Genomic DNA, 22,736 nt, shown 5'->3' with positions numbered 1-22,736 from the left:
GGGCCTATGCGCTGCGGGCAGGCGCAGCGCGAAAGCGGGCGAGCGCCGCTAAAGCTTGTTGGAGTTGTTGCGGCTAGAGCGCAGGAACAGGCGGCTGACGGTGTCTGCCGTCTGGGCACGCTCGTCGGCGTCGCCCTTGTGCAGCGCGGCCATGGTGCCGTGCAGCATTTTTTGTGTGATGCCGCGCGAGAGCGCTTCCAGCACGGTGTCTATATCTTCGCCCTTGGCGATCAGTTTCTTGGCGCGGGCAATTTCAAGCGCGCGCCATTCGTCAGCCTGTGCGTTGACCTGCTGAATCAGCGAGACAGAGCCACCCACGGGGTTGCGCTGGTCCATCCACTGCATAAAGTTCTGCACGCCGGTGTCGATGATGACTTCGGCCTGCTGCACGGCGGCCTGGCGCTGGGCCTGACCGGTGCGAACCACGGTGGCCAGATCGTCTACGGTGTAGAGGTACACGTCGTTGAGGTGCTTGACCTCAGCTTCAATATCGCGCGGAACGGCTAGATCGACCATGAAGATGGGGCGGCGCTTGCGCTTTTTGAGAGCAGACTCAACAGCACCCAGGCCAATGATGGGCAGGGTGGATGCGGTGCAACTGATGATGGCGTCGTACTCGTGCAGATGCTCGGGCAGATCGGCCAAACGCATGGTGCTGGCGCCAAACTGGGATGCCAGCTTCTCACCGCGCTCCATAGTGCGGTTGGCGATGGTGATTTGTTTTGGGTTGCGTGCGGCAAAGTGGGTGGAGACCAGCTCGATCATCTCGCCCGCGCCGACAAACAGCACCCGAATCTTGGTCAGGTCTTCAAACAATTGACCGGCCAGGCGCACAGCGGCGGCTGCCATGGAAATGCTGTGCGCACCGATCTCGGTAGAAGAGCGCACTTCCTTGGCAACGGCAAAGCTGCGTTGAAATAACTGGTTGAGGGTGGTGCCCAGTGCGCCCGCGGTTTCAGCGGCGCGCACGGCGTTTTTCATCTGGCCCAGGATTTGCGCCTCGCCCAGCACCATGGAATCAAGGCCCGAAGCCACGCGGAATGCGTGTCGTGCGACCAGACCATCTTGCAGCACGTAGGAGTGCTGGCGCAGCAACTCAGGCGCTACACCGCCGCTATTGGCCAGCCAGTGCATGGTGTGATCCATGGCAGGTGCGTCAGCCGCGCAGTAAATTTCGGTGCGGTTGCAGGTGGAGAGAATGGCGGTTTCCACAGCATTGTGGGCTTTGCCTGCGCTGGTCAGGGACGCGCGCAAACCTTGCAGCGTCGGCTCGATCTGATCGAGCGCGAACGCAAAACGACCCCGCAAATCGAGCGGAGCCGTGTGGTGATTGATGCCTAAAGCCCAGACTGCCATAACTTGCGATTATAAAATTTAGTACCGGATCGGGCATCCCCTGCGTCCAAAGCCTTGGAAACGATTGCTGTCATGGATTTTGTTGCGAGCGTAAATCATTTACTCAACTTCGTCGCCCCCGCTTTTTTCCTGGCGCTGGGTTTGGCGATCTTCGCCCGAATTTTTCAGTTAAACAAGGCTGGAGCTCAATCATTCATTACGCAAGCAGCTATCAATTTTATATTCGGCTCTGCAGTTTTATGGGCCGGTCTCTGGCTGTTTTCACGCGATGGGAAGATGCTCAGCTATGCCGCACTGGTGGGTATAAGTGCCTTCTGTCAGTGGGCTCTTTCAAGGGCGTGGCGCTGAGTTTTGAGCCGAATCGCTGCTTTTGGTGAGGCTGTTTTGCTTGAAAGCTTGATCTGACTCAAGGTGAGTGTTGTATCTGCGCCAGCGTGTGTTTTGAGACATTTCGATGGGAAGCAAGCCTGTAAAAGTAACGAGTGAGCATGCGCTGACATCCAATGATTTGCCCGAAACCCGCTGTCGCCGGGCTTTTTTATGAGCGCTTTAAATGTCATAAAACTGTGGCGAGGATGCCGCGATTCAGGAATTCCTTAGCAAAGCTGCTATCAGAATCAGTTACGCTCGCTGGTTAGTGTCATCGTATATCTGATGTAACAACACGCATCTAGGAATCGTACCGGAATGAAGTTCTCTCCCATCGCAGCGCTGGTCATGTCGAGTCTGGCTGTCTTTGCCCAGAGCGCATCAGCGCAAACCGGTGCGGAAGGTCGCATGAATTTTCTGCGCGATTCCCGAGCCGCCACCTCTGGCCCGCAGTTTGAGTTCAGTCGCCTGCAATATGGCCCGCTGCCTATCGCGGGATCGCGTGTTTCGTCCACAGCCGGCCCGCTGCAAGCGGCCGAGCGCGGAGATGCCAAGGCGCAGAGCCAGCTGGGCGAGATGTATGTCCACGGTCAGGGCGTGCCCCAGAATGCTGCCACGGCGGCTCAATGGTTCCGCAAGGCCGCTGCCCAAAACCATGCTGGCGCGCAAAACAGCCTGGGTGCCCTGTATGCCAACGGCCAGGGCGTGCCACAAAATTACCGCGAGGCCGCACAGTGGTACGGCCGCGCAGCCCAGCAGGGCAATGCGATCGCGCAGTACAACCTGTCGCACCTCTATCAAGATGGTCTGGGCGTGCCGCAGAGCTTCAGCACTGCGGCGCAGTGGCTGGAAAAGTCTGCCGCTCAAGGGCATGTGACAGCTCAGTTTGAACTGGGTCAGCGCTTCCTCAAGGGCAATGGCGTGGCCGTGAATTACATGACGGCTGCCGAATGGTTCAAAAAGGCGGCCGATCAAGGCCATGCTGAGGCGCAGAACCAGCTGGGTTCCATGCTGTCTGATGGGGTGGGCGTGAAGCTGGACCCGGTGCAGGCCGCTCAGTGGCTGCAACGTGCTGCCGAGCAAGGCGATGCCCGTGCGCAAAACAGCCTGGGTCGTATGTATATGGATGGCGTGGGCGTGCAGCGTGATTACAAGCTGGCTGCCTCCTGGTTCCAGAAGAGTGCCGAGCAGTGGAATGCCGACGGCCAGAACAATCTGGGCCGTCTGTACCTCTATGGCCTGGGTGTGGAGCAAAGTCCGGCCTATGCCGCCCAGTGGTTCCAGCGCGCTGCCGACCAGAACCATGCCGACGCTCAGTACAACCTGGGTACCGTGTATGCAGAAGGTCTGGGTACGCCCCAGAACTACGGCACGTCGCTGGTCTGGTACCAGAAGGCTGCCGAGCAAGGCCATGCCGCAGCCATCAACAACGTGGGTACGCTGTACGCCGAAGGCCGTGGTGTACCGCAAAGCTATGCCAACGCCATGCAGTGGTTCCGCCGCGCAGCCGACAAGGGCGATGCATCGGCCCAGTTCAATCTGGCGCGTCTGCATGCCGATGGCCAAGGCGGCGCAGCCAGCCCCGCCATGGCTTTGAAGTGGTACACCGCCGCGGCTGAGCAAGGCCATTCTGGTGCGCAGAACCGCCTGGGCGTGATGTACGCGGAAGGTCAGGGCACGGCCCGCGACTACGGCAAGGCCGTGCAGTGGTACCAGCGTGCCGCAGAGCAAGGCGATGCCGCCGCCCAGTACAACCTGGGCATGGTGTATGCGCAGGGTCAGGGCGTGCCGCGTGATTATGGCAAGGCCTACTTCTGGTACAACCTGGCCGCGACGGAGCTGGGTGGCGATGCTGCCAAGCGCCGTGATGAGTCGGCCAACAAGCTGACGATTGCCCAAGTGGCTGAGGCGCAGAACAAAGCGCTGGCCTGGCAGCCCAAGCGCTGATTGGGCTACTCTGAGAGTGGCTGCTTAGCCAGTCTGTCTTGCTTCAAAAACGCTTCTTTCGAGAAGCGTTTTTTCATATCTTCTGCTCGGAATGAGGGTGTCTTTCGCATCCAAATGCCGCTACAGTTCGCGCCGGAGAAGTCGTTTTAAAAACCAAAGGAAGACAAATAATGAATAAATCCGTCCGTACCGCTCTGGCTGGCCTGATGGCTGGTGCCGGTTTGCTGATGTCTGTGGGTGTGCAGGCCAACGATGCCTTCCCCACCAAGCCCATTCGCATCGTGCTGGGCTTCCCCGCAGGTGGCCCGCTGGATCAGCATGCCAGACTGCTGACGGACAAGCTGCAAAGCGTGCTGGGCCAGCCATTGGTGGTGGACTACAAGCCCGGCGCAGGTGGTTCTGTGGGCGCGCAGGATGTCATGCGTTCCCCTGCGGACGGCTACACGCTGATGCTGGCCAATACCGGTGTGATGGTGATTAATCCTGCGCTCTACAGCAAGCTGCCCTACAACACGCTCAAAGACTTCACGCCCATCGCCCGTACCGCCATGCAGCCGCTGGCGCTGCTGGTGAATAACAAGGTGCCTGCCAAGACGCTGGGCGAGTTCACGACCTACGCCAAGGCCAACCCCGGCCGCATCAACTTCGGCTCGGCGGGTAACGGCGGTATCAGCCATCTGGTGCCTGAGATGTACAAGAACGCGACCGGAGCGGATCTGGTGCACATCCCCTACAAGGGCAGTGCCCCAGCGTTTACCGACCTGATTGGTGGTCAGGTGCAGTTCATGGCAGAGAGCATTCCTCAGGCCGCCGCGTATCACAAGCAAGGCAAGGTCCGCGCACTGGCGGTCACCAGCAAGGAGCGCAACCCTGCGCTGCCTGAAGTGCCGACCGCTATTGAGTCCGGCCTCAAAGGTTTTGAAGTGGTAGGTTTCTACGGCTTCCTGGCACCTGCCGGGCTGCCCAAGGAAGTGACGGCCAAGTTGAGCAATGCTTTTCAGCAGGTAATGAGCTTGCCCGAAGTGAAGAGCCGCATGGCCGAGCAGGGAGCTGATCCGGCCTTTATGGGCTCTGAAGCTTTTGCGAAGTTCCTGGCCAGCGAAACACCTCGCTGGGCGGCTGCGGTGAAGGCTTCCGGAACGAAGCTGGATTGAGCTCCTGTGGCGCGCCTTCCCTGTGAGGCGGCTCTTGCAGAGCGTCTATCTGTCGGGGTGGCACCAGTTTTAGAGGTTGTGACTTAAGGTCGTGATGTCTTGAATGCAAAAAGCCCGGTTACTTTGCAGTGGCCGGGCTTTTTGTTTGCTATCAGTACAGAAGCTTCTTGCGCTTGATTTCAATGAGTTTCAGCTTATTAATGGCTTGAAATCCATTAATTTCAGATGCTAGCAGCTATGAATTTAGATGTGTGCGCCGGTCTGGGCGGGGCTGAACAAGTCCACGCGGTCGGTGATGATGCCGTCCGTGCCCAGGTCGATCAGGCGCTGAGCGGCCCATTCGTCGTTCACGGTGTAGCTGCTGCAGCGCAGGCCTGCGCCATGCACTTTGGCGACAAGTGCAGGGTTCCACAGCGCGTGGTTCAGCACCAGGGCGCTGCAGTCCAAGTCTTTGGCAATCTGCAGATCGGCATCGCCCGTACCGTCGGCAAACTTGTCCACCAGCAGGCCGCGAGGGATATGCGGCGCCACTTCCCGTGCGCCTTTGAGCGATTCTGTTTTGAACGAAGTGAACAGGGGCTGCACCACATCCTGGGGCCAGATGCGGTTCATCAGCTCACCGCAGGCGCGGCCGGTTTCCAGCTCCTGGCCGGGCGTGGGCTTGATCTCCACATTCAGGTGCAACTGGTTGGCCAGGCACCAGCGGGCCAGGGCTTCCAGTGTGGGCAGGTTCTCGCCCGCATAGGCGCGCGAATGCCAGCTGCCGGCGTCGAGCTGGGCGATTTTACCCATGCTGAGTTGGCTGCCAATACCATGGCCGTTGGTGGTGCGCTCCAGCGTAGCGTCATGCATCAAGAACAGCACGCCATCTTGGCTGAGCTTGGCATCGCATTCAAAGAAGCGATAGCCGTGCTGAGCGCCCAGGCGAAAGGCGCTCATGGTGTTTTCCGGTGCCAGCTTGCCGGCTCCACGGTGGGCGACCCATCGAGGATAGGGCCAATTTGCCAGGGAGGTCATTCGACAGGTTCTCCAAATTTCAGCAGGTTGCCGTGTGGGTCAATCACATACAGCTCGCGCATGCCCCACTCACGTGCTTGGGGTGGGTTCAGGGGCAAGCCGTTCTGGGTGAATTCGGTATGCAGTGCGCGGGTGTCTGCGCGTATATAGCAGGAGCTGTTGCGTGGCAGCTCCGGGTTGTTGCAGGGCCAGAAGTGCAGCTCGCACCCCTCGCGTGCCACGATCAGGTACTCGTCCATGCGCAGCAGCACGGCAAAGCCCAGTCGCTGGGCGTAAAACGCTTCGCTCTCTGCAAGATTCAGAGAGGGAAGGACCGGAGCCGTGGAGTGAATCAATGAAGGCATGTGCCTCAATGTACTGTGCTGCAAGCAAAAGGGCCGATCGCCTGAGACGTCGGCCCTTGAAGGGGGTTATGCGCGTTTGCCGGTTTCTGCGTTGAACCAGTGCAGGCGGTCATCGCGCGCTGCAATCTGGGTGGTTTCGCCTGGCTTGGGGAAGGGCTTGCCTTCTTCAATGCGCACGGTGACGTCTTCACCATTGACTTGGCCGTACAGCAGACGTTCAGCGCCCAGCAGTTCAACGGTTTGCACCTTGAATTCCACGCCACCCGTTTCCACCAGGTCGATGTGTTCGGGGCGAATGCCCAGAATCATGCCGGGCTTGCCGTTGGGCGCGTTCTTCAGCAGGTTCATGGGGGGCGAGCCGATGAAGCCTGCCACAAACACTGAGGCGGGGGTGTGGTAGACCTCTTCGGGGGTGCCGAACTGCTCCACATAGCCGCCGTTCATGACGATCATGCGCTGGGCCAGCGTCATGGCTTCGACCTGGTCGTGGGTCACGAACAGGCTGGTGATGCCCAGCTCGGCGTGCAGCTTCTGGATTTCCAGGCGGGTCTGACCGCGCAGTTTGGCATCCAGATTGGACAGGGGCTCGTCAAACAGGAAGACCTTGGGCTGGCGCACAATGGCGCGGCCCATGGCCACGCGCTGGCGCTGGCCGCCGGAGAGCTGGCGGGGCTTGCGGTCAAGCAGGTTGGTCAGTTCCAGAATCTTGGCGGCTTTGTCCACGCGGCGCTTGATTTCGTCCTCAGGCACCTTGGCGATCTTCAGGCCATAGGCCATGTTCTCGTAGTTGCTCATGTGAGGGTAGAGCGCGTAGTTCTGGAACACCATGGCGATGTCGCGCTTGGCGGGTTCCAGGTCGTTGACGACCTTGTCGCCAATCATCAGGTCGCCGCCGGTGATTTCTTCCAGGCCGGCAATCATGCGCAGCAGGGTGGACTTGCCGCAGCCCGAGGGGCCGACCAGCACGACGAATTCGCCGTCCTTGATTTCGGCGCTCACGCCGTGAATGACGGGCACGGCGGCCTTGCCGGTGCCGTAGCGCTTGACGATGTTCTTCAGAGAGATGGATGCCATGAGAGGTATTCCAGGTATTCGTTCAATGGGTCAAAAGAAGGTGGTTGGGGCAGTGGTGGAGAGGATTACTTCTCGGTATCCACCAGGCCTTTGACAAACCACTTTTGCATCAGCATCACCACGGCCGTAGGGGGCAGCATGGCCAGAATGGCAGTCGCCATCACAATGTTCCAGTCCACAGAGGCTTCGCCACCGGCCAGCATGCGCTTGATACCGATAACCACGGGGTACATGTCTTCCGAGGTGGTCATGAGCAGAGGCCACAGGTACTGGTTCCAGCCGTAGATGAACTGAATCACGAACAGGGCTGCGATGGAGGTCTTGGACAAGGGCACCAGAATGTCCTTGAAAAAGCGCATGGCGCTGGCACCATCAATGCGGGCCGCTTCGACCAGCTCGTCCGGCACGCTCAGGAAGAACTGGCGGAAGAGGAAGGTGGCGGTGGCCGAGGCGATCAGCGGCAGCGTCAGGCCCGCGTAGCTGTTGAGCATGCCCAGTTCAGCCACGACCTTGTAGGTGGGCAGAATGCGCACTTCTACGGGCAGCATCAGCGTCAAGAAGATGGCCCAGAAACACAGCATCTTGAAGGGGAAGCGGAAGTAGACGATGGCAAAGGCGGACAGCAGCGAAATGGCGATCTTGCCCACGGTGATGATCATGGCCACGCAGAAGCTGACCCACATCATTTGCACGACGTTGGTGTTGGAGCCCAGCTTGCCGGAGCCGAGCAGGGCTTCCTTGTAGTTTTCCCACATATGGGCGCCGGGCAGCAGCGGCATGGGGGACTGCACGATGGCATCGGCCGTGTGCGTCGAGGCGATAAAGGCCAGATACAGCGGGAAGGCAACAATGGCCACGCCGAGGACCAGTACGGCATGGGAGATGAAGGTGAGCCAGGGATTGCGATCAACCATGATCAGTACTGCACTTTCTTTTCAACATAGCGGAACTGGATCACGGTCAGCACGACAACGATCAGCATCAGGATCACGGACTGTGCAGCCGAGCCGCCCAGGTCAAGCGCCTTGAAGCCGTCCTGATAAACCTTGTAGACCAGAATCGATGTCGACTGGCCGGGGCCGCCTTGGGTGGCTGCGTCGATGATGCCGAAGGTGTCAAAGAAGGCGTAGACGATGTTGATCACCAGCAGGAAGAAGGTGGTGGGCGACAGCAGGGGCAGCTGGATGTTCCAGAAACGGCGCCATGGGCCGGCACCATCAATCGAAGCGGCTTCGATCAGTGCCTTGGGGATGGATTGCAGGCCCGCAAGGAAGAACAGGAAGTTATAAGAAATTTGCTTCCACACCGAGGTGATGACGATCAGGGCCATGGCCTGGTTCTCGTTCATCAGGTGGTTCCACTCGTAGCCCAGCTTGCCTAGGTAATGCGTGATCACGCCAATCGAAGGCGAGAACATGAAAACCCACAGCACGCCCGCAATCACGGGGGCCACAGCGTAAGGCACGATCAGCAGGGTTTTGTAGAGCATGGCAAAGCGCACGATGCGGTCGGCAAAAATGGCCAAACCCAAAGATGCTGCAATGCCTACACCAGCCACCAGTACGGAGAACAGGGCGGTGCGCTTGAAGGAGTTCAGGTAGGTGGGGTCACTGAACAACTGACGGAAGTTGTCCAGACCAACCCATTCGGTGCTCATGCCGAACGCGTCTTCCATCTGGAATGACTGAAGCACAGCCTGACCAGCGGGCCAGAAAAAGAAGATACCGATGATGAGTAGCTGTGGCGCAATCAGCGCCCAGGGAAGCCATCTGGATCGGAAAAGTACGCGTTTTTCCATGAGGAGTCACAAATAAAAAAACCGCCGGAGCCTGGGTTCAGTCAACGGGGCATTTAAGGGTGCTGTGCCTTGTTTGAAGGCACAGCAGGCCTGTCAGCACCCTTGCGGGTGCTGGAGGGTTTACTTCTTGTACGACTTTTCGAAACGTGCCAGCAGCTCATTGCCGCGGCTCACGATAGAGTCCAGCGCTTGCTGGCCAGTCTTCTTGCCAGCCCACACTTGTTCGAGTTCTTCGTCCTCGATGGTGCGGATCTGCACATAGTTACCCAGGCGGATACCGCGCGAGTTGTTAGTGACCTTGCGGATCATCTGCGTCACCGCAGTATCAGTACCGGGGTGCTTGGCGTAGAAGCCGGACTTGTCGGTCAGCTCGTAGGCAGCCATCGTCACAGGCAGGTAGCCGGTACGCTGGTGCGAAGCGGCCTGAACCTTGGTCTGCGACAGGAATTCGAAGAACTTGGCCACGCCTTTGTAGCGCTCAGCCGACTTGCCAGCCATCACCCACAGCGATGCGCCACCGATCACGGTGTTCTGGGGCGCGCCCTTCACATCGGCGTAGTAAGGCAGTGGAGCCAGTGCGTAGTTGAACTTGGCGTTCTTGGCCACATCGCCGTAGAAACCGGACGAAGTCTGGATCATGGCGCATTCACCTGCGGTGAACGACGCCTGAGCGGTGGAAGCGCGGCCCTTGTAGACAAACTCGCCAGCCTTGGCGGCGGCGGCCAGGTTGTCGATGTGCTTGACGTGCAGAGGTGAGTTCACCTTCATGCGGGCCTTGTAGCCGTTGGCGCTCAGACCGTTTTGCTCGGTCGCAAACTCAACGTTGTGCCATGTGGAGAAGGACTCCAGCTGAGTCCAGCCCTGCCATGCCAGTGTCATGGGGCAGCTGTGGCCGCTGGCCTTGAGCTTCTTGGCAGCGTCAAACACTTCGGGCCAGGTCTTGGGGGCCACGTCAGGGTTCAGGCCGGCCTTCTTGAAGGCGTCCTTGTTGTAATAGAAGATGGTGGTCGAGCTATTGAAGGGGAAGCTCAGCATCTGGCCGTTAGGAGCGGTGTAGTAACCGGCCACGGCAGGGATGTAGGCCTTGGGGTCAAAGGACACGCCGGCATCGGCCATCACCTTGCCCACGGGCACGGTTGCTCCCTTGGAAGCCATCATGGTGGCGGTGCCCACTTCAAACACTTGCAGGATGTCAGGTGCATTGCCCGAACGGAATGCTGCAATGGCGGCTGTCATGGATTCGTCATACACACCCTTGAAGGTGGGGACGATACGGTAGTCCTTCTGGCTTTCATTGAACTGCTTGGCCAGGTCATTGACCCATTCGTTGTTCACGGCAGTCATAGAGTGCCACCATTGAATATCGGTGGTGGCTTGTGCCGAGAAGGCGGTTGCAGCGACGGCTGCAGCCATGGCTAGTTGCTTGAATTGCATGAGGCTCCTCTAACGATCGTTGACGAAATATGTGCTGGTACACACTAAGTCATTCGTATGACATATGGATGTCATTGTTTGCATGGGCTAGGCACTCCACCATGGGCAGAACCCGCAGTCACTGCTCGTCTTATGACGAATGTGCGACAAATGATGGTGCGCGAAGCTGCGCCATTCTAGGTCAAGGTCATTTCGTTTGTTGTTGGTAGTCTTTCGTATTGCGTTGTTTTTGATTCGTAAATGTATGGTTTTTATGGAAATCGCATAGGTAAGTGATCTGCCTGATCTGCTGTCTCCAGAGCAGAGGGCCGGTTTTTGGCCGCAAGTGATTGAATGCGGTCGTGTGCTGGCACACTTTGGATGAGTTTTATGCTGTTTTTGCATGGGCTGATTCACTTTGAAAACAGGCGGCTTTGCTGTTTTTGCGATAGCTGGGCTGGTGACTCAGAAGCCATAGCAAAGCATGAATGAGCCCGGGTCGCTTAAAATCAGCGTCCCACTGGCTTCGGGGCGCCCCCGGGCGCCCAACACGGTCTACCCATGAATGTACCGATTGCGTTGGCTGCCGCCTTGCAGGCGCAGGCTGCTGAACCCGCACGACTGCGCGAGATTCCCTATAACTACACATCGTTCTCTGACCGTGAGATCGTGATTCGTCTGCTGGGCTCATCCATGTGGGATGTGCTCAACCAGCTGCGTCAGGAACGCCGCACTGGCCGATCTGCCCGCATGCTTTACGAGGTGCTGGGTGATATCTGGGTCGTGCAGCGTAACCCCTATCTGCAGGACGATCTGATTCACAGCCCTGATCGCCGCAAGTCGCTGGTCGAGGCGCTGGCGCATCGACTCTCCGAGATCGACAAGCGCCGTGAGCCTCATGAAGACTCGGTGCGTGATCAGCTGGTGGGGCAATTGGTGGATGCTGCCCACCGTGCCGTGCACGAATTCAATGCCACTTTTGTAGAAGCCGAGCAACTGCGCCGCCGTGTGCAGAAGACGCTTCGCCCTTATACGGCCAAGGACAACATTAAGTTCGATGGACTCTCGCGTGTGGCCCACGTGACCGATGCCACGGACTGGCGTGTGGAATATCCGTTCGTCGTTCTGACCCCTGACACCGAAGCCGAAATGGCCGGCCTGGTCAAGGGCTGTATCGAGCTGGGTCTGACCATCATTCCCCGTGGAGGCGGCACGGGCTATACGGGTGGTGCTATTCCTTTGACATGGCGATCGGTGGTCATCAACACCGAAAAGCTGGAAGCGCTGACTGAAGTCGAGATGCGCATGATCCCCGGTGTGGATCATGAAGTGCCCACTATTTATTCCGAAGCCGGTGTGGTGACACAGCGCGTGGCCGATGCGGCCGAGCGCGGCGGCTTTGTGTTTGCGGTGGATCCCACCTCCATCGAGGCATCTTGCATTGGCGGCAACGTGGCCATGAATGCGGGCGGCAAGAAGGCAGTTCTCTGGGGCACGGCACTGGACAATCTCGTGTCCTGGCGCATGGTGACGCCTGATGCGCAGTGGCTGGAAGTCACGCGTCTGGATCACAACCTGGGCAAGATTCACGATGCCGAAATGGCCTGCTTCGAGCTGAAGTACTTCGAGGCCGACGGCAAGACCCATATTCGTACTGAGCGTCTGGACATTCCCGGTAAGACTTTCCGCAAGGAAGGCCTGGGCAAGGACGTGACCGACAAGTTCCTCTCTGGCCTGCCCGGCATTCAGAAGGAAGGCACGGACGGTCTGATCACCAGCGCCCGCTGGGTGGTGCACCGCATGCCGGCCCATACCCGCACGGTGTGCATGGAGTTCTTTGGTAACGCCAAGGATGCAGTGCCTTCGATTGTCGAGATCAAGGACTATATGTTCGCCGAGCAAAAGCGCTCGGGCGTGCTGCTGGCGGGTCTGGAGCATCTGGACGACCGCTACCTCAAGGCCGTGGGTTATGCCACCAAGTCCAAAAAGGGCAATGGCGGCCTGCCCAAGATGGTGTTGCTGGGCGACATCGCCGGTGACAACGCCGATGAAGTAGCCCGCGTGACCAGCGAAGTGGTGCGCATTGCCAATTCGCGCAATGGCGAGGGCTTTATCGCCATCAGCGCCGAGGCCCGTAAGAAGTTCTGGTTGGACCGCAAGCGCACAGCAGCGATCTCGCGCCATACCAATGCCTTCAAGATCAATGAAGACGTGGTGATTCCTCTGCCCCGCATGGCCGAGTACACCGATGGCATTGAGCGCATCAATATTGAATTGAGCCTGCGCAACAAGCTCAAGCTGTGCGACGAGCTGAGCCAATTCTTCAAAAATTCTGATCTTCCGTTGGGCAAGAGCGACGATGCAGGCGAGATTCCCAGTGCAGAGCTGCTGGAAGACCGCGTGCAGCAGGCGCTGGCGCTGGTCGCTGACGTGCGCGGCCTGTGGCAAGGCTGGCTGGATGGCGTTGCCACGCTGTTCCCCCAGCTGCAAGACCACACGCTGCGCGCCAGCTGGAAGACGCAGCTCAAAGAGCCGCTGTCCAAGATTTTTGCAGGTGCTGCCTTCCAGCCGTTGCTCGAATCCGTCAACGATATTCACCAGAAGGTGCTAAAGGGCCGCGTCTGGGTGGCGCTGCACATGCACGCCGGTGACGGCAATGTGCACACCAATCTGCCCGTCAACTCTGACGACTATGAAATGCTGCAGACCGCGCATGGCGCCGTGGCCCGCATCATGGATTTGGCGCGCAGTCTGGATGGCGTGATCTCGGGTGAGCACGGCATTGGCATTACCAAACTGGAATTCCTCAGCGATGAGGAACTGGCACCGTTTGCTGCGTACAAGAAGCGCGTGGACCCTGAAGGCCGCTTCAACAAGGGCAAGCTGATTCGCAATGAAGAGTGGGACGCATCGGCGCACCAGAGCCACGATGGCCGCTCGCCGCGTGAATCACTGATGTTTGCCGACTTGACCAACGCCTACACGCCGTCTTTCGGCCTGATGGGCTACGAGTCCATCATCATGCAGCAGTCGGATATTGGCGCTATTGCCAACTCCGTCAAAGACTGCCTGCGCTGTGGCAAGTGCAAGCCGGTGTGTGCAACGCACGTGCCGCGTGCCAATCTGCTGTATTCGCCCCGCAACAAGATTCTGGCGACTTCGCTGCTGGTGGAAGCTTTCCTCTACGAAGAGCAGACCCGCCGCGGTGTGTCGCTCAAGCACTGGCAGGAGTTTGAAGACGTGGCCGACCACTGCACGGTCTGCCACAAGTGTCTGAACCCTTGCCCGGTCAAGATCGACTTTGGCGATGTGACCATGAATATGCGCAATCTGCTGCGCAAGATGGACAAGAAGAGCTTCCGTCCGGGCAACAAGCTGGCTATGACCATGCTGAATGCCACGAACCCTGACACCATCAAGTTCATGCGCTCGGCCATGGTCGGTGTGGGCTTCAAGGCTCAGCGTCTGGCTGCCGATGTGCTGCAAAGCTTTGCCAAGAAGCAGACGGCGCACCCGCCGGCATCGGTCGGTACGGCTCCTATCAAGGAGCAGGTGATTCACTTCATCAACAAGAAGCTGCCCGGTGGCCTGCCCACCAAGACGGCACGCGCATTGCTGGATATTGAAGACAAGGATTACGTGCCCATCATCCGGGATCCGAAGGCCACCAAGTCGGATACCGAGGCGGTGTTCTACTTCCCCGGCTGCGGCTCGGAGCGTCTGTTCAGCCAGGTGGGCCTGGCCACGCAGGCCATGCTGTGGCACGCCGGTGTACAAACCGTGCTGCCGCCCGGCTACCTGTGCTGCGGCTATCCCCAGCGCGGTTCGGGCCAGTTCGACAAGGCTGAGAAGATGATCACGGACAACCGTGTGCTCTTCCACCGTGTGGCCACCACGCTCAACTATCTGGACATCAAGACTGTGGTGGTGAGCTGCGGTACCTGCTATGACCAGTTGCAGGGCTACCAGTTCGACAAGATTTTCCCTGGCTGCCGCATCATCGACATCCACGAATATCTGCTCGAAAAGGGCATCACGCTGCAGAACAAGGGCACGTACCTTTACCACGACCCTTGCCATACGCCCATGAAGCAGCAGGACCCCATGAAGACCGTCAAGGCCTTGATGGGCGACCAGGTCACCAAGAGCGAGCGTTGCTGTGGTGAGTCCGGCACGCTGGGCGTGACGCGTCCTGATATCTCTACGCAGATTCGCTTCCGTAAGACGGAAGAGCTGCGCAAGAGCGAAGCCGAGCTGCGCGAGAGCGGTGCTCTGGCGCCCAAGGAAAACGTCAAGATTCTGACCAGCTGCCCAAGCTGCCTGCAAGGCCTGTCGCGCTACGGCAATGACATGAACAATGGCCTGCTGGAAGCCGACTACATCGTGGTTGAGATGGCGCGTGACATTCTGGGTGAGAACTGGATGCCCGAATACGTCAAGCGTGCCAACGCGGGTGGCATCGAGCGTGTCCTGGTCTGAGGTAAATATGACGCATCAAGACAACTGCCCTCTGTGCACCACCGACGGCGGTGCACTGATCTGGCGTGGCGACAAGCTGCGGGTGATTCGTGCGGCGGAAGAGGGCTTTCCTGCCTTCTATCGCGTAGTCTGGGCCGATCATGCTGCCGAGTTTTCGGACTTGAGCGCTGCAGACCGTGCCTTGTGCATGGACGCCGTGGCCGTGGTGGAGCGCGTGCTGCGCGAGCAGCTCTCGCCCACCAAGATCAACCTGGCGGCCCTGGGTAATATGGTGGCTCATCTGCACTGGCATGTGATTGCGCGCTATGACTGGGACAGCCACTTTCCCGCCTCGGTCTGGGCGCCCGCCTTGCGCGAGCGCGATGAAGCGCGTGAAGCGGCGGTGGCCCAGCAACTGCCAGTGGTAGACGCTGCACTGCAAAAGGCGCTGACCCTCTGGGCCGCCTGATGTTCGTATCTCCGTTCTGGAGATTGAGTACAGAGAGACAAAGGGCAGCTCCTGGCTGCCCTTTTATGCATTGAACAGGAGAGAACCATGGCCGGATTGCAAGCCAACACTCCCACCCCTCAGGCACTAACCGTGCATGGCGCGTCGCGCGTGCTGGAGGTGTCTTATACGGATGGCAAAACCTTTCGCATCCCCTTTGAGCTGATGCGCGTGTACTCGCCATCGGCTGAGGTACAGGGGCATGGCCCGGGCCAGGAAGTCCTGCAGACCGGTAAGCGCGATGTGGGGATCAACACCATCGAGCCGGTGGGCAACTATGCGATCAAGCCTTTCTTCAGCGACGGGCACGAAAGCGGTCTCTACACCTGGGAATACCTCTACCAGCTGGGTAGCCAGCAAGACGAACTGTGGAAGCAGTATCTGCAGCGCCTTGAAGATGCAGGCCTGAACCGCGACACGCTGATGCCCGAAAAGGGCGCTGGTGGTCACGGCTGCAGCGTGCATTGAGATTTGACTTCGAGGGGGCTTGTTTGCTGGCTGAAAGCCTATGCAAACGTCCCTCTGACACCACACAGGCCATGCGCCAAGCGCAGGGTTATTGATGCTGGTGCTATATTTCCGATAGCTTGTAGCGCAGGTGAGATAAGCGCTTAAAGCCAATTTCTTCTAAAAACCATAGTGCTTCAAAGCCTGTAGTCATACGGGGTTGTCGCTGTACGCACAAGCACTGCTTGCTTAGCATTCTTTGTTATGAGCTCCACACACTTCGGATTCCAGACTGTTGACGAAAGCGAGAAGGCATCGCGTGTACGCGGTGTGTTCGACTCCGTTGCCTCCAAGTACGACGTCATGAATGACGTCATGTCCGGCGGTCTGCATCGCGCCTGGAAGGCCTATACCCTGATGGTGGCCAACCTCAAGGAAGGCGACAAGGCGCTGGATATTGCAGGCGGCACGGGCGATCTGGCTCTGGCTTTTTCCAAGAAGGTCGGCGCATCGGGCCAAGTGGTTCACACCGATATCAACGAAGCCATGCTGCGTGTGGGGCGTGATCGCCTGACCGACAAGGGCGTGCTGCTGCCCACCTTGGTCTGTGATGCGGAAAAACTGCCTTTCCCTGATGGCCACTTCGACTTGGTCAGCGTGGCCTTTGGCCTGCGCAATATGACGCACAAGGATGCAGCGCTGAAGGAAATGAACCGCGTTCTGCGCCCCGGTGGCAAGCTGCTGGTGCTGGAGTTCTCCAAGGTGGCCAAGCCCCTGGAGAAAGCCTATGACTTTTATTCGTTCAAGATTTTGCCGGCCATGGGGCAGATGATTGCCGGTGATGCGGAAAGCTATCGTTATTTGGCTGAATCCATCCGCATGCACCCCGGCCAGAAGGAACTCAAGGCCTTGATGCAGCAATGCGGCTTTGGCCATGTGGACTATCACAACATGACAGGTGGCATCTGTGCCTTGCATGTCGGGATCAAGTGTTAAGCGCGCCTTGTGCGCAGATTTGTAGCGACTTTCTATAAGAAGGGAGATGAGATGAAAAAACTTTGGTCAATTGCCTTGGTGGCAATGCTGGTTGTGGCACACGGTGAGGCTGACGCGAAACGCATGGGCGGAGGCTCTTCGTTTGGCAAACAGTCTGGCAATGTCACGCAACGCGAAGCTTCTCGTGCTCCCACACAGAACACTCAGCAGGCTCCGCAGCAAAATGCGGCTCAGCAAAACCGTGCTGGCACGCCGGCAACGCCTGCTGCAGCACCCAAGAAGCCCTGGGGTGCTATGCTTGGCGGTCTGGCAGCCGGTCTGGGCCTGGCCTGGCTGGCTCACTCGCTGGGCTTTGGTGAAGCCTTTGGCAACTTTCTGATGATGGCCTTGCTGGCCATGGTCGCCATGGCGGTCATCGGAATGATCATGCGCCGCCGCAAGGCCGCGCCTGCTGCTCAGGCCAATAACAGCCCCTTCGCCTTTCAGGGTGCAGGCAATCTGGGTGGTGATGTCAATGCTCCTCAGGCACGTCAGTACAACCCTGAAAAAATTGGCAATGATGCGTCTGCGCGTCCCTGGGAACAGGACTATCAGCCTGCCGCCGCAGCCGGTGGCTCCATGATTGGCTCGGCTTTGTCGGGTTCGCAGAACTGGGGTGTGCCAGAAGGCTTTGATCAAGTCGGCTTCCTGACAGCTGCCAAGCGTAATTTCGTGACGTTGCAATCCGCCTGGGACCGCTCTGACATTACTTCGCTGCGCTCGATGATGACGGACGAGATGCTGTCGGAAATTCGTTCTCAACTGGCTGAGCGCGAATCGCAGCGCCCTGGCGAACCCAATCACACGGAAGTGCTGATGATTGATGCCCAGTTACTGGGCATCGAAGATCTGGGCAATGGCTATATGGCCAGTGTCGAGTTCTCCGGCATGATCCGTGAAGACGCCTCCGCAGGTCCAAGCCCCTTCCGCGAAGTCTGGAACATGACTAAGCCCAAGAGTGGCTCCAGCGGCTGGCTGGTGGCTGGCGTGCAAGCGCTCCAATAAGGCACAGGCCGCCCCCGCAGCGAAGGCGTTGTTTTCATAGGGAAGGCGCGTAGCGACTCAGGGGGATTGATTTCATGAATAATCGGGGACTATGGCAACACAGTCCCCTTTTTCTTTTCTGAGCGGTCTCGTCGAACGCGTGATGGCTGGACCTCAAGCTCCCGAATGGCTGGTGAGTGAAATGCATCAGCGTCTGGTGCTTTTCATCAACCATGTGCTGATGCAGGAAAAAGAGGCCATGGATCGCCTTCTGCGTCAAAAAGGTCGCATTGCCCGCGTGCAGTGGCGTCAGTACTCGGTAGCCCTGCTGGTCACGCCCGCTGGTCTGTTCGATGTGGCACCTGAAGACGCTGCCCCCGACCTGATGCTGGAAGTCACTGAGACTTCGCCTCTGTCGCTGGCTCAGACTGCATTGCGCGGCGGCAAGCCCAGCATCCGCATTGAAGGCGATGTGCAGTTTGCCGCCGAGATCAACTGGCTGGTCGACAACGTCAAGTGGGATGTGGAAGAAGACCTGGCCCGCTTGGTTGGCGATGTGCCAGCCCACACCATTGCCAAGGTTGCCCGTACAGCAGCCCAAGGCCTGCGCCAGTTCGTTGGCGCACGCATGGGTGGCAAAAAAGCGGCTGATGCAGATGTCGTCAGCCCGGCAAGCACCGCACCTGTGGCATCCATGCCCGGTGCCGATTACACACAGCCATGAGCCGTTTTCTGCGAGGCTGGGCCATCCTCTGGGTGGTGTTTCGTTATGGTCTGGATGAGCTGGTGCTCTCCGGCATTCCACACCCGCGCCTGCGCAGTCTGCGCAGCGTGCTCACATTCGGCCGCAAGCTTGACAAGCCACGTGGCGTGCGCCTGCGTGAAGCGCTTGAGGAACTGGGTCCCATCTTTGTGAAGTTCGGTCAGGTGCTGTCTACGCGCAGCGACCTGATGCCGCCCGATGTTGCGGAAGAGCTGGCCAAGCTGCAGGACCGTGTGCCTCCGTTCGATTCTCAAATCGCGGTAGACACCATCGAGCGCTCTTTTCGCAAGCCGCTCAATCAGATTTTTGTGAGCTTTGATCGTCAGCCCGTGGCCAGTGCATCGATTGCACAGGTGCACTTTGCCGTGATTCGCGACAAGGCTGGCGTTGAGCATGAGGTGGCCGTCAAGGTGCTGCGTCCGGGCATGAAGACCGTGATCGACAAGGATCTGGCGCTCATGCACATGATGGCGGGCTGGATGGAGCGGCTGTCCAAAGACGGCAAGCGCCTCAAGCCCAAGGAAGTGGTTGGCGAGTTCGACAACTACCTGCATGACGAGCTGGACCTGATCCGTGAAGCCTCCAATGCCGCGCAGCTGCGCCGTAATATGGAAGGGCTGGATCTGGTGCTGATCCCCGAGATTCACTGGGATTACTGCCACACTGATGTGATGGTGATGGAGCGCATGAAGGGCGTGCCCATCAGTCAGGTGGAGCGTCTGCGTGAAGCCGGTGTAGACATTCCCAAGCTGGCGCGTGACGGCGTGACTATCTTCTTCACTCAGGTGTTTCGTGACGGTTTCTTCCACGCGGACATGCACCCGGGAAATATCATGGTCAGCCTGGAGCCCGATACCTTCGGGCGCTATATCTCGCTGGACTTTGGCATCGTCGGCACGCTGACCGAGTTCGACAAAGAATATCTGGCGCAGAACTTTCTGGCTTTCTTTCGTCGCGACTACAAGCGCGTAGCCGCTTTGCATGTGGAAAGTGGCTGGGTGCCTGCCCACACGCGGGTTGAAGAGCTGGAAGCCGCTATTCGAGCCGTCTGTGAGCCTTACTTTGACCGCCCGCTGGCCGAAATTTCTTTGGGCATGGTGCTGATGCGGCTGTTCCAGACCTCGCGCCGTTTTCAGGTCGAAATCCAGCCGCAACTGGTGCTGCTGCAAAAGACGCTGCTCAATATCGAAGGTCTGGGGCGTCAGCTGGATCCGAATCTGGACCTCTGGAGCACGGCCAAGCCGTTTCTTGAAAAGTGGATGCTGGACCAGATGGGCCCGCAGCGTCTGTGGAGCGAAATTCAGGCGCAAGCCCCGCGTTACGCCAAAATTCTGCCCGATATTCCGCGCGTGCTGCACCAGTATCTGGCCAAGCAAGGCGCTGGCAATCACAACGATGTCTTGCTGAAAGAGCTGCTCCAGCAGCAAAAGACCACCAACCGCTTGCTGCAGGCCATCCTCAGCGCAGGCATTGGTTTCGTTATCGGGCTGGTAGTGCTGCAGATTCTGCTGCGCATCCGCTTCTGAGCTTCCTGTTTTTTTAGTCTGAGGAGTGCGAGCTTGCTGCTCTCATTGGTAATCGTCTACCTATTGATAACCATTGGCATTGGTTTGTGGGCGGCAAAACGCGTGAAAAACACGGCGGACTTCGCTATTGCCGGGCGACATCTGCCGCTGTACATGATCATCACCACCACCTTCGCGACCTGGTTCGGGTCAGAGCTGGTTCTGGGTGTACCTGCCAAGTTCATCGAAGGCGGCCTGCAGGCCCTGGTGGAAGACCCGTTTGGCGCGGGAATGTGCCTGATTCTGGTCGGTGCCTTCTTTGCGGCCAAGCTCTACCGCATGAATTTGCTGACCATCAGCGACTACTACCGTGCTCGCTATGGTCGCTCGATTGAGGTGATCTGCTCGCTCATCATAATGCTCAGCTATCTGGGCTGGGTTTCGGCTCAGGTCACGGCATTGGGGCTGGTGTTCAACCTGCTCTCGGGCGGCTCGGTCAGCATACCCATGGGTATGACGATTGGCATTCTTTCCGTGCTCATCTACACGCTGTTCGGTGGCATGTGGTCTGTGGCGGTGACCGATTTTGTGCAGATGATCATTCTGGTTGTAGGTCTGCTGGCGCTGGCTTTCTTCGCTGGTGATATGGCAGGTGGTGCTGACAAGGTGGTCGATCTGGCCACCAGCCGCGATCTGTTCAAGTTCCTACCCGAGCCTTCACTCCATGAAATCGTGTTCTTCATTGGCGCTGCCGTGACCATGATGCTGGGCTCGATTCCGCAGCAGGACATCTTTCAGCGCGTGATGTCTGCCGATACTGAAAAATCTGCAGTACGCGGCACCATCATCGGTGGTGCCTGCTATGTGATTTTTGCCTTTGTGCCCATGTTTCTCGTGGCCAGTGCGCTCATCATCATGCCGACTGAGACTACGGCCTTGCTGGCTGAAGATCCACAAAAGGTGCTGCCCACTCTGGTGATGGACAAGATGCCGTTTGCCATGCAGGTGCTGTTCTTTGGTGCGCTGCTGTCTGCTATCAAATCCTGTGCATCAGCGACCTTGCTGGCGCCCAGCGTCACGTTTACCGAAAACATCTGGCGTCAGTTCCGCCCGTTTACGACGGATAAGGACAACCTCAGGACCATGCGCATCAGCGTGCTGGTGTTCTCGGCCTGCGTGCTGGCTTATTCCATTGCCATGCAAGGCACTCCCATCTATGAACTGGTGGCCAGCGCTTATCAGGTGCCGCTGGTGGGGGCTTTTGTTCCGCTGGTTTTTGGTCTGTATTGGAAGCGCGCTACCACGCAAGGCGCCATCAGCGCCGTGGTGCTGGGCATTGGGGTCTGGCTGATCTTTATGGTGACACCTGCTCTCCATCAGGCTTTCCCGCAGCAGTTGGCTGGTCTTTTGGCGGCGGTTGTTGGCATGCTGGCAGGGTCTCTGCTGCCCCAGTGGGTTAGCAACCATCACCGGGAAATTGAGAGCTTTACCGAGGCCAAGGTCTGAAAGTGTAAATAAGCGATGCCGGGGCTTGCCTGTGCAGCGCAGCAAAACGAGGGGCGACGCCTATAATTGAGGGTTTTTGCACTTCCCTCGTTTTAGCGCTATGCCTATCTATGCATACAAGTGTGGCTCCTGTGGTCATGCCAAGGATGTGCTGCAGAAAATCTCGGACGCGCCGCTGACCGTGTGCCCAGCTTGCGGGGCCGAGGCCTTTTCCAAGCAGCTCACCGCTCCGGGCTTTCAGCTCAAGGGTTCTGGCTGGTATGCCACGGACTTCAAGAATAGCGGCAGCAAGCCGACTGCAAGCACTTCTTCCTCCAGTGAGAGCGCTGCTGCACCTGCAGCGGAACCCGCACCGGCTCCTGCAGCGGCTCCTGCCACTGCCAACTCCTGAGGCTCTTCGAGACTATGTTTGCATTGCGCAAGTGGCTGATTGCAGGTTTGCTGGTCATCGTTCCTCTGGTGATCACCCTCGGTGTGCTTAACTGGATCATCGGGACACTGGACCAGACGCTGGCCATTCTTCCTGAGGCATGGCAGCCCGACAAACTGCTGGGCGTGCACATTCCTGGCTTTGGCGTCATTTTGACGTTGCTGATCCTGCTGATCGTCGGTGGTATTGCCAGCAACTTCATCGGACGCAAGCTGGTCGGCTGGGGTGATGCACTGGTGCGCCGCATTCCTGTGGTGCGCTCCATCTATTCCAGCGTCAAGCAGGTCTCTGATACCGTTTTCTCTGACAGCGGTAACGCCTTTCGCACTGCGGTCATGGTGCAATGGCCGCGTGAAGGCGTCTGGACCGTGGCCTTTGTCACGGGCCAGCCCAATGGCGAAGTCGCGGCCTTGCTGCGCGATGACTATGTCAGCGTGTTCGTGCCCACCACACCGAACCCCACGGGCGGTTACTTTGTGCTGGTGCGCAAGAGTGAGTGCGTTGAGCTGGAAATGAGTGTGGATGCCGCACTCAAATATATTGTTTCGATGGGTGTAGTGGCTCCGCCAGACCTCACCGCGATCGAAGAATCCAAACAAACAACCTTGTCGCATCCCTAAGGGTGCAG

The 22,736-nt window shown here is 58.4% G+C and carries 20 protein-coding genes; 13 read left to right on the top strand and 7 right to left on the bottom strand.

Annotation, left to right across the window (positions count from 1 at the left end; all coding sequences use genetic code 11):
* Nucleotides 1-48: 48 nt before the first annotated feature.
* Complete coding sequence (hemA, locus tag CLU84_RS16820; protein ID WP_099738585.1) at nt 49-1,356, bottom strand: glutamyl-tRNA reductase; 1,308 nt, start codon at nt 1,354-1,356, stop codon at nt 49-51.
* Nucleotides 1,357-1,410: 54 nt separating this feature from the next.
* On the opposite strand from hemA, the gene CLU84_RS16815 reads away from it, so the two are divergent.
* The 3 genes from CLU84_RS16815 (at nt 1,411) to CLU84_RS16805 (ending at nt 4,826) form a co-directional block, all read left to right on the top strand.
* Nucleotides 1,411-1,704: a hypothetical protein gene (locus CLU84_RS16815; RefSeq protein WP_233210246.1), complete on the top strand. Its 294-nt coding sequence runs from the start codon at nt 1,411-1,413 to the stop codon at nt 1,702-1,704.
* A 339-nt stretch (nt 1,705-2,043) separates the two neighbouring features.
* Nucleotides 2,044-3,672 (top strand): tetratricopeptide repeat protein, encoded by a 1,629-nt coding sequence (locus CLU84_RS16810; protein WP_099738581.1) that lies wholly within the window; start codon nt 2,044-2,046, stop codon nt 3,670-3,672.
* 170 nt (nt 3,673-3,842) lie between these two features.
* On the top strand, nt 3,843-4,826 hold the full coding sequence (locus CLU84_RS16805; RefSeq protein WP_099738580.1) for a tripartite tricarboxylate transporter substrate binding protein: 984 nt from the start codon (nt 3,843-3,845) through the stop codon (nt 4,824-4,826).
* Nucleotides 4,827-5,069: 243 nt separating this feature from the next.
* Here the strand turns inward: CLU84_RS16805 and ugpQ are convergent, their stop codons facing one another.
* The 6 genes from ugpQ to ugpB all read right to left on the bottom strand — a co-directional run bounded on the left by ugpQ (nt 5,070) and on the right by ugpB (nt 10,493).
* Nucleotides 5,070-5,843 (bottom strand): glycerophosphodiester phosphodiesterase, encoded by a 774-nt coding sequence (gene ugpQ / locus CLU84_RS16800; RefSeq protein WP_099738578.1) that lies wholly within the window; start codon nt 5,841-5,843, stop codon nt 5,070-5,072.
* Nucleotides 5,840-6,187 (bottom strand): VOC family protein, encoded by a 348-nt coding sequence (locus CLU84_RS16795; RefSeq protein ID WP_099738576.1) that lies wholly within the window; start codon nt 6,185-6,187, stop codon nt 5,840-5,842. Before CLU84_RS16795 ends, ugpQ begins: the two co-directional genes overlap by 4 nt.
* Before the next feature lie 66 nt (nt 6,188-6,253).
* Nucleotides 6,254-7,261, bottom strand: coding sequence for a sn-glycerol-3-phosphate import ATP-binding protein UgpC (locus tag CLU84_RS16790; RefSeq protein ID WP_099738575.1), 1,008 nt, complete (start codon nt 7,259-7,261; stop codon nt 6,254-6,256).
* A 65-nt stretch (nt 7,262-7,326) separates the two neighbouring features.
* The gene (gene ugpE, locus CLU84_RS16785) at nt 7,327-8,175 is read right to left on the bottom strand and encodes a sn-glycerol-3-phosphate ABC transporter permease UgpE (protein ID WP_099738573.1); all 849 of its coding nucleotides are present in this window, start codon (nt 8,173-8,175) and stop codon (nt 7,327-7,329) included.
* Between the two features lie 2 nt (nt 8,176-8,177).
* Entirely contained in the window at nt 8,178-9,059 is an 882-nt protein-coding gene (ugpA, locus tag CLU84_RS16780) for a sn-glycerol-3-phosphate ABC transporter permease UgpA (RefSeq protein WP_099738572.1), read from the bottom strand.
* A 120-nt stretch (nt 9,060-9,179) separates the two neighbouring features.
* Entirely contained in the window at nt 9,180-10,493 is a 1,314-nt protein-coding gene (ugpB, locus tag CLU84_RS16775; protein WP_099738570.1) for a sn-glycerol-3-phosphate ABC transporter substrate-binding protein UgpB, read from the bottom strand.
* A gap of 540 nt (nt 10,494-11,033) precedes the next feature.
* Here ugpB and CLU84_RS16770 point away from each other — a divergent pair.
* The 10 genes from CLU84_RS16770 (at nt 11,034) to CLU84_RS16725 (ending at nt 22,728) form a co-directional block, all read left to right on the top strand.
* Nucleotides 11,034-14,951 carry an FAD/FMN-binding oxidoreductase gene (locus tag CLU84_RS16770; protein WP_099738568.1) on the top strand — a complete coding sequence of 1,306 codons (3,918 nt, stop codon included), beginning with the start codon at nt 11,034-11,036 and terminating at the stop codon, nt 14,949-14,951.
* Between the two features lie 7 nt (nt 14,952-14,958).
* A complete protein-coding gene (locus CLU84_RS16765) occupies nt 14,959-15,399 on the top strand; it encodes an HIT family protein (protein WP_099738566.1) in 441 nt (146 codons plus the stop codon).
* Between the two features lie 87 nt (nt 15,400-15,486).
* A complete protein-coding gene (locus tag CLU84_RS16760) occupies nt 15,487-15,906 on the top strand; it encodes a gamma-butyrobetaine hydroxylase-like domain-containing protein (protein ID WP_099738565.1) in 420 nt (139 codons plus the stop codon).
* Nucleotides 15,907-16,149: 243 nt separating this feature from the next.
* A complete protein-coding gene (gene ubiE, locus CLU84_RS16755; RefSeq protein ID WP_099738563.1) occupies nt 16,150-16,881 on the top strand; it encodes a bifunctional demethylmenaquinone methyltransferase/2-methoxy-6-polyprenyl-1,4-benzoquinol methylase UbiE in 732 nt (243 codons plus the stop codon).
* Between the two features lie 51 nt (nt 16,882-16,932).
* Nucleotides 16,933-17,925 (top strand): Tim44 domain-containing protein, encoded by a 993-nt coding sequence (locus tag CLU84_RS16750; protein ID WP_099738561.1) that lies wholly within the window; start codon nt 16,933-16,935, stop codon nt 17,923-17,925.
* A 91-nt stretch (nt 17,926-18,016) separates the two neighbouring features.
* A complete protein-coding gene (locus CLU84_RS16745; RefSeq protein ID WP_099738559.1) occupies nt 18,017-18,628 on the top strand; it encodes a hypothetical protein in 612 nt (203 codons plus the stop codon).
* A complete protein-coding gene (gene ubiB, locus CLU84_RS16740) occupies nt 18,625-20,193 on the top strand; it encodes a ubiquinone biosynthesis regulatory protein kinase UbiB (protein ID WP_099738557.1) in 1,569 nt (522 codons plus the stop codon). Before CLU84_RS16745 ends, ubiB begins: the two co-directional genes overlap by 4 nt.
* Before the next feature lie 33 nt (nt 20,194-20,226).
* Nucleotides 20,227-21,678: a sodium:solute symporter family protein gene (locus CLU84_RS16735; RefSeq protein ID WP_099738555.1), complete on the top strand. Its 1,452-nt coding sequence runs from the start codon at nt 20,227-20,229 to the stop codon at nt 21,676-21,678.
* Between the two features lie 100 nt (nt 21,679-21,778).
* The gene (locus CLU84_RS16730) at nt 21,779-22,069 is read left to right on the top strand and encodes an FmdB family zinc ribbon protein (protein WP_099738553.1); all 291 of its coding nucleotides are present in this window, start codon (nt 21,779-21,781) and stop codon (nt 22,067-22,069) included.
* Nucleotides 22,070-22,083: 14 nt separating this feature from the next.
* The gene (locus CLU84_RS16725) at nt 22,084-22,728 is read left to right on the top strand and encodes a DUF502 domain-containing protein (RefSeq protein ID WP_099738551.1); all 645 of its coding nucleotides are present in this window, start codon (nt 22,084-22,086) and stop codon (nt 22,726-22,728) included.
* Nucleotides 22,729-22,736 lie beyond the last annotated feature (8 nt).

This window comes from Comamonas sp. 26 (assembly GCF_002754475.1).
Classification (GTDB): domain Bacteria; phylum Pseudomonadota; class Gammaproteobacteria; order Burkholderiales; family Burkholderiaceae_C; genus Comamonas.
Note: the sequence above shows the minus strand (reverse complement) of the source record. Positions and strands in the feature narration are given on the sequence as shown.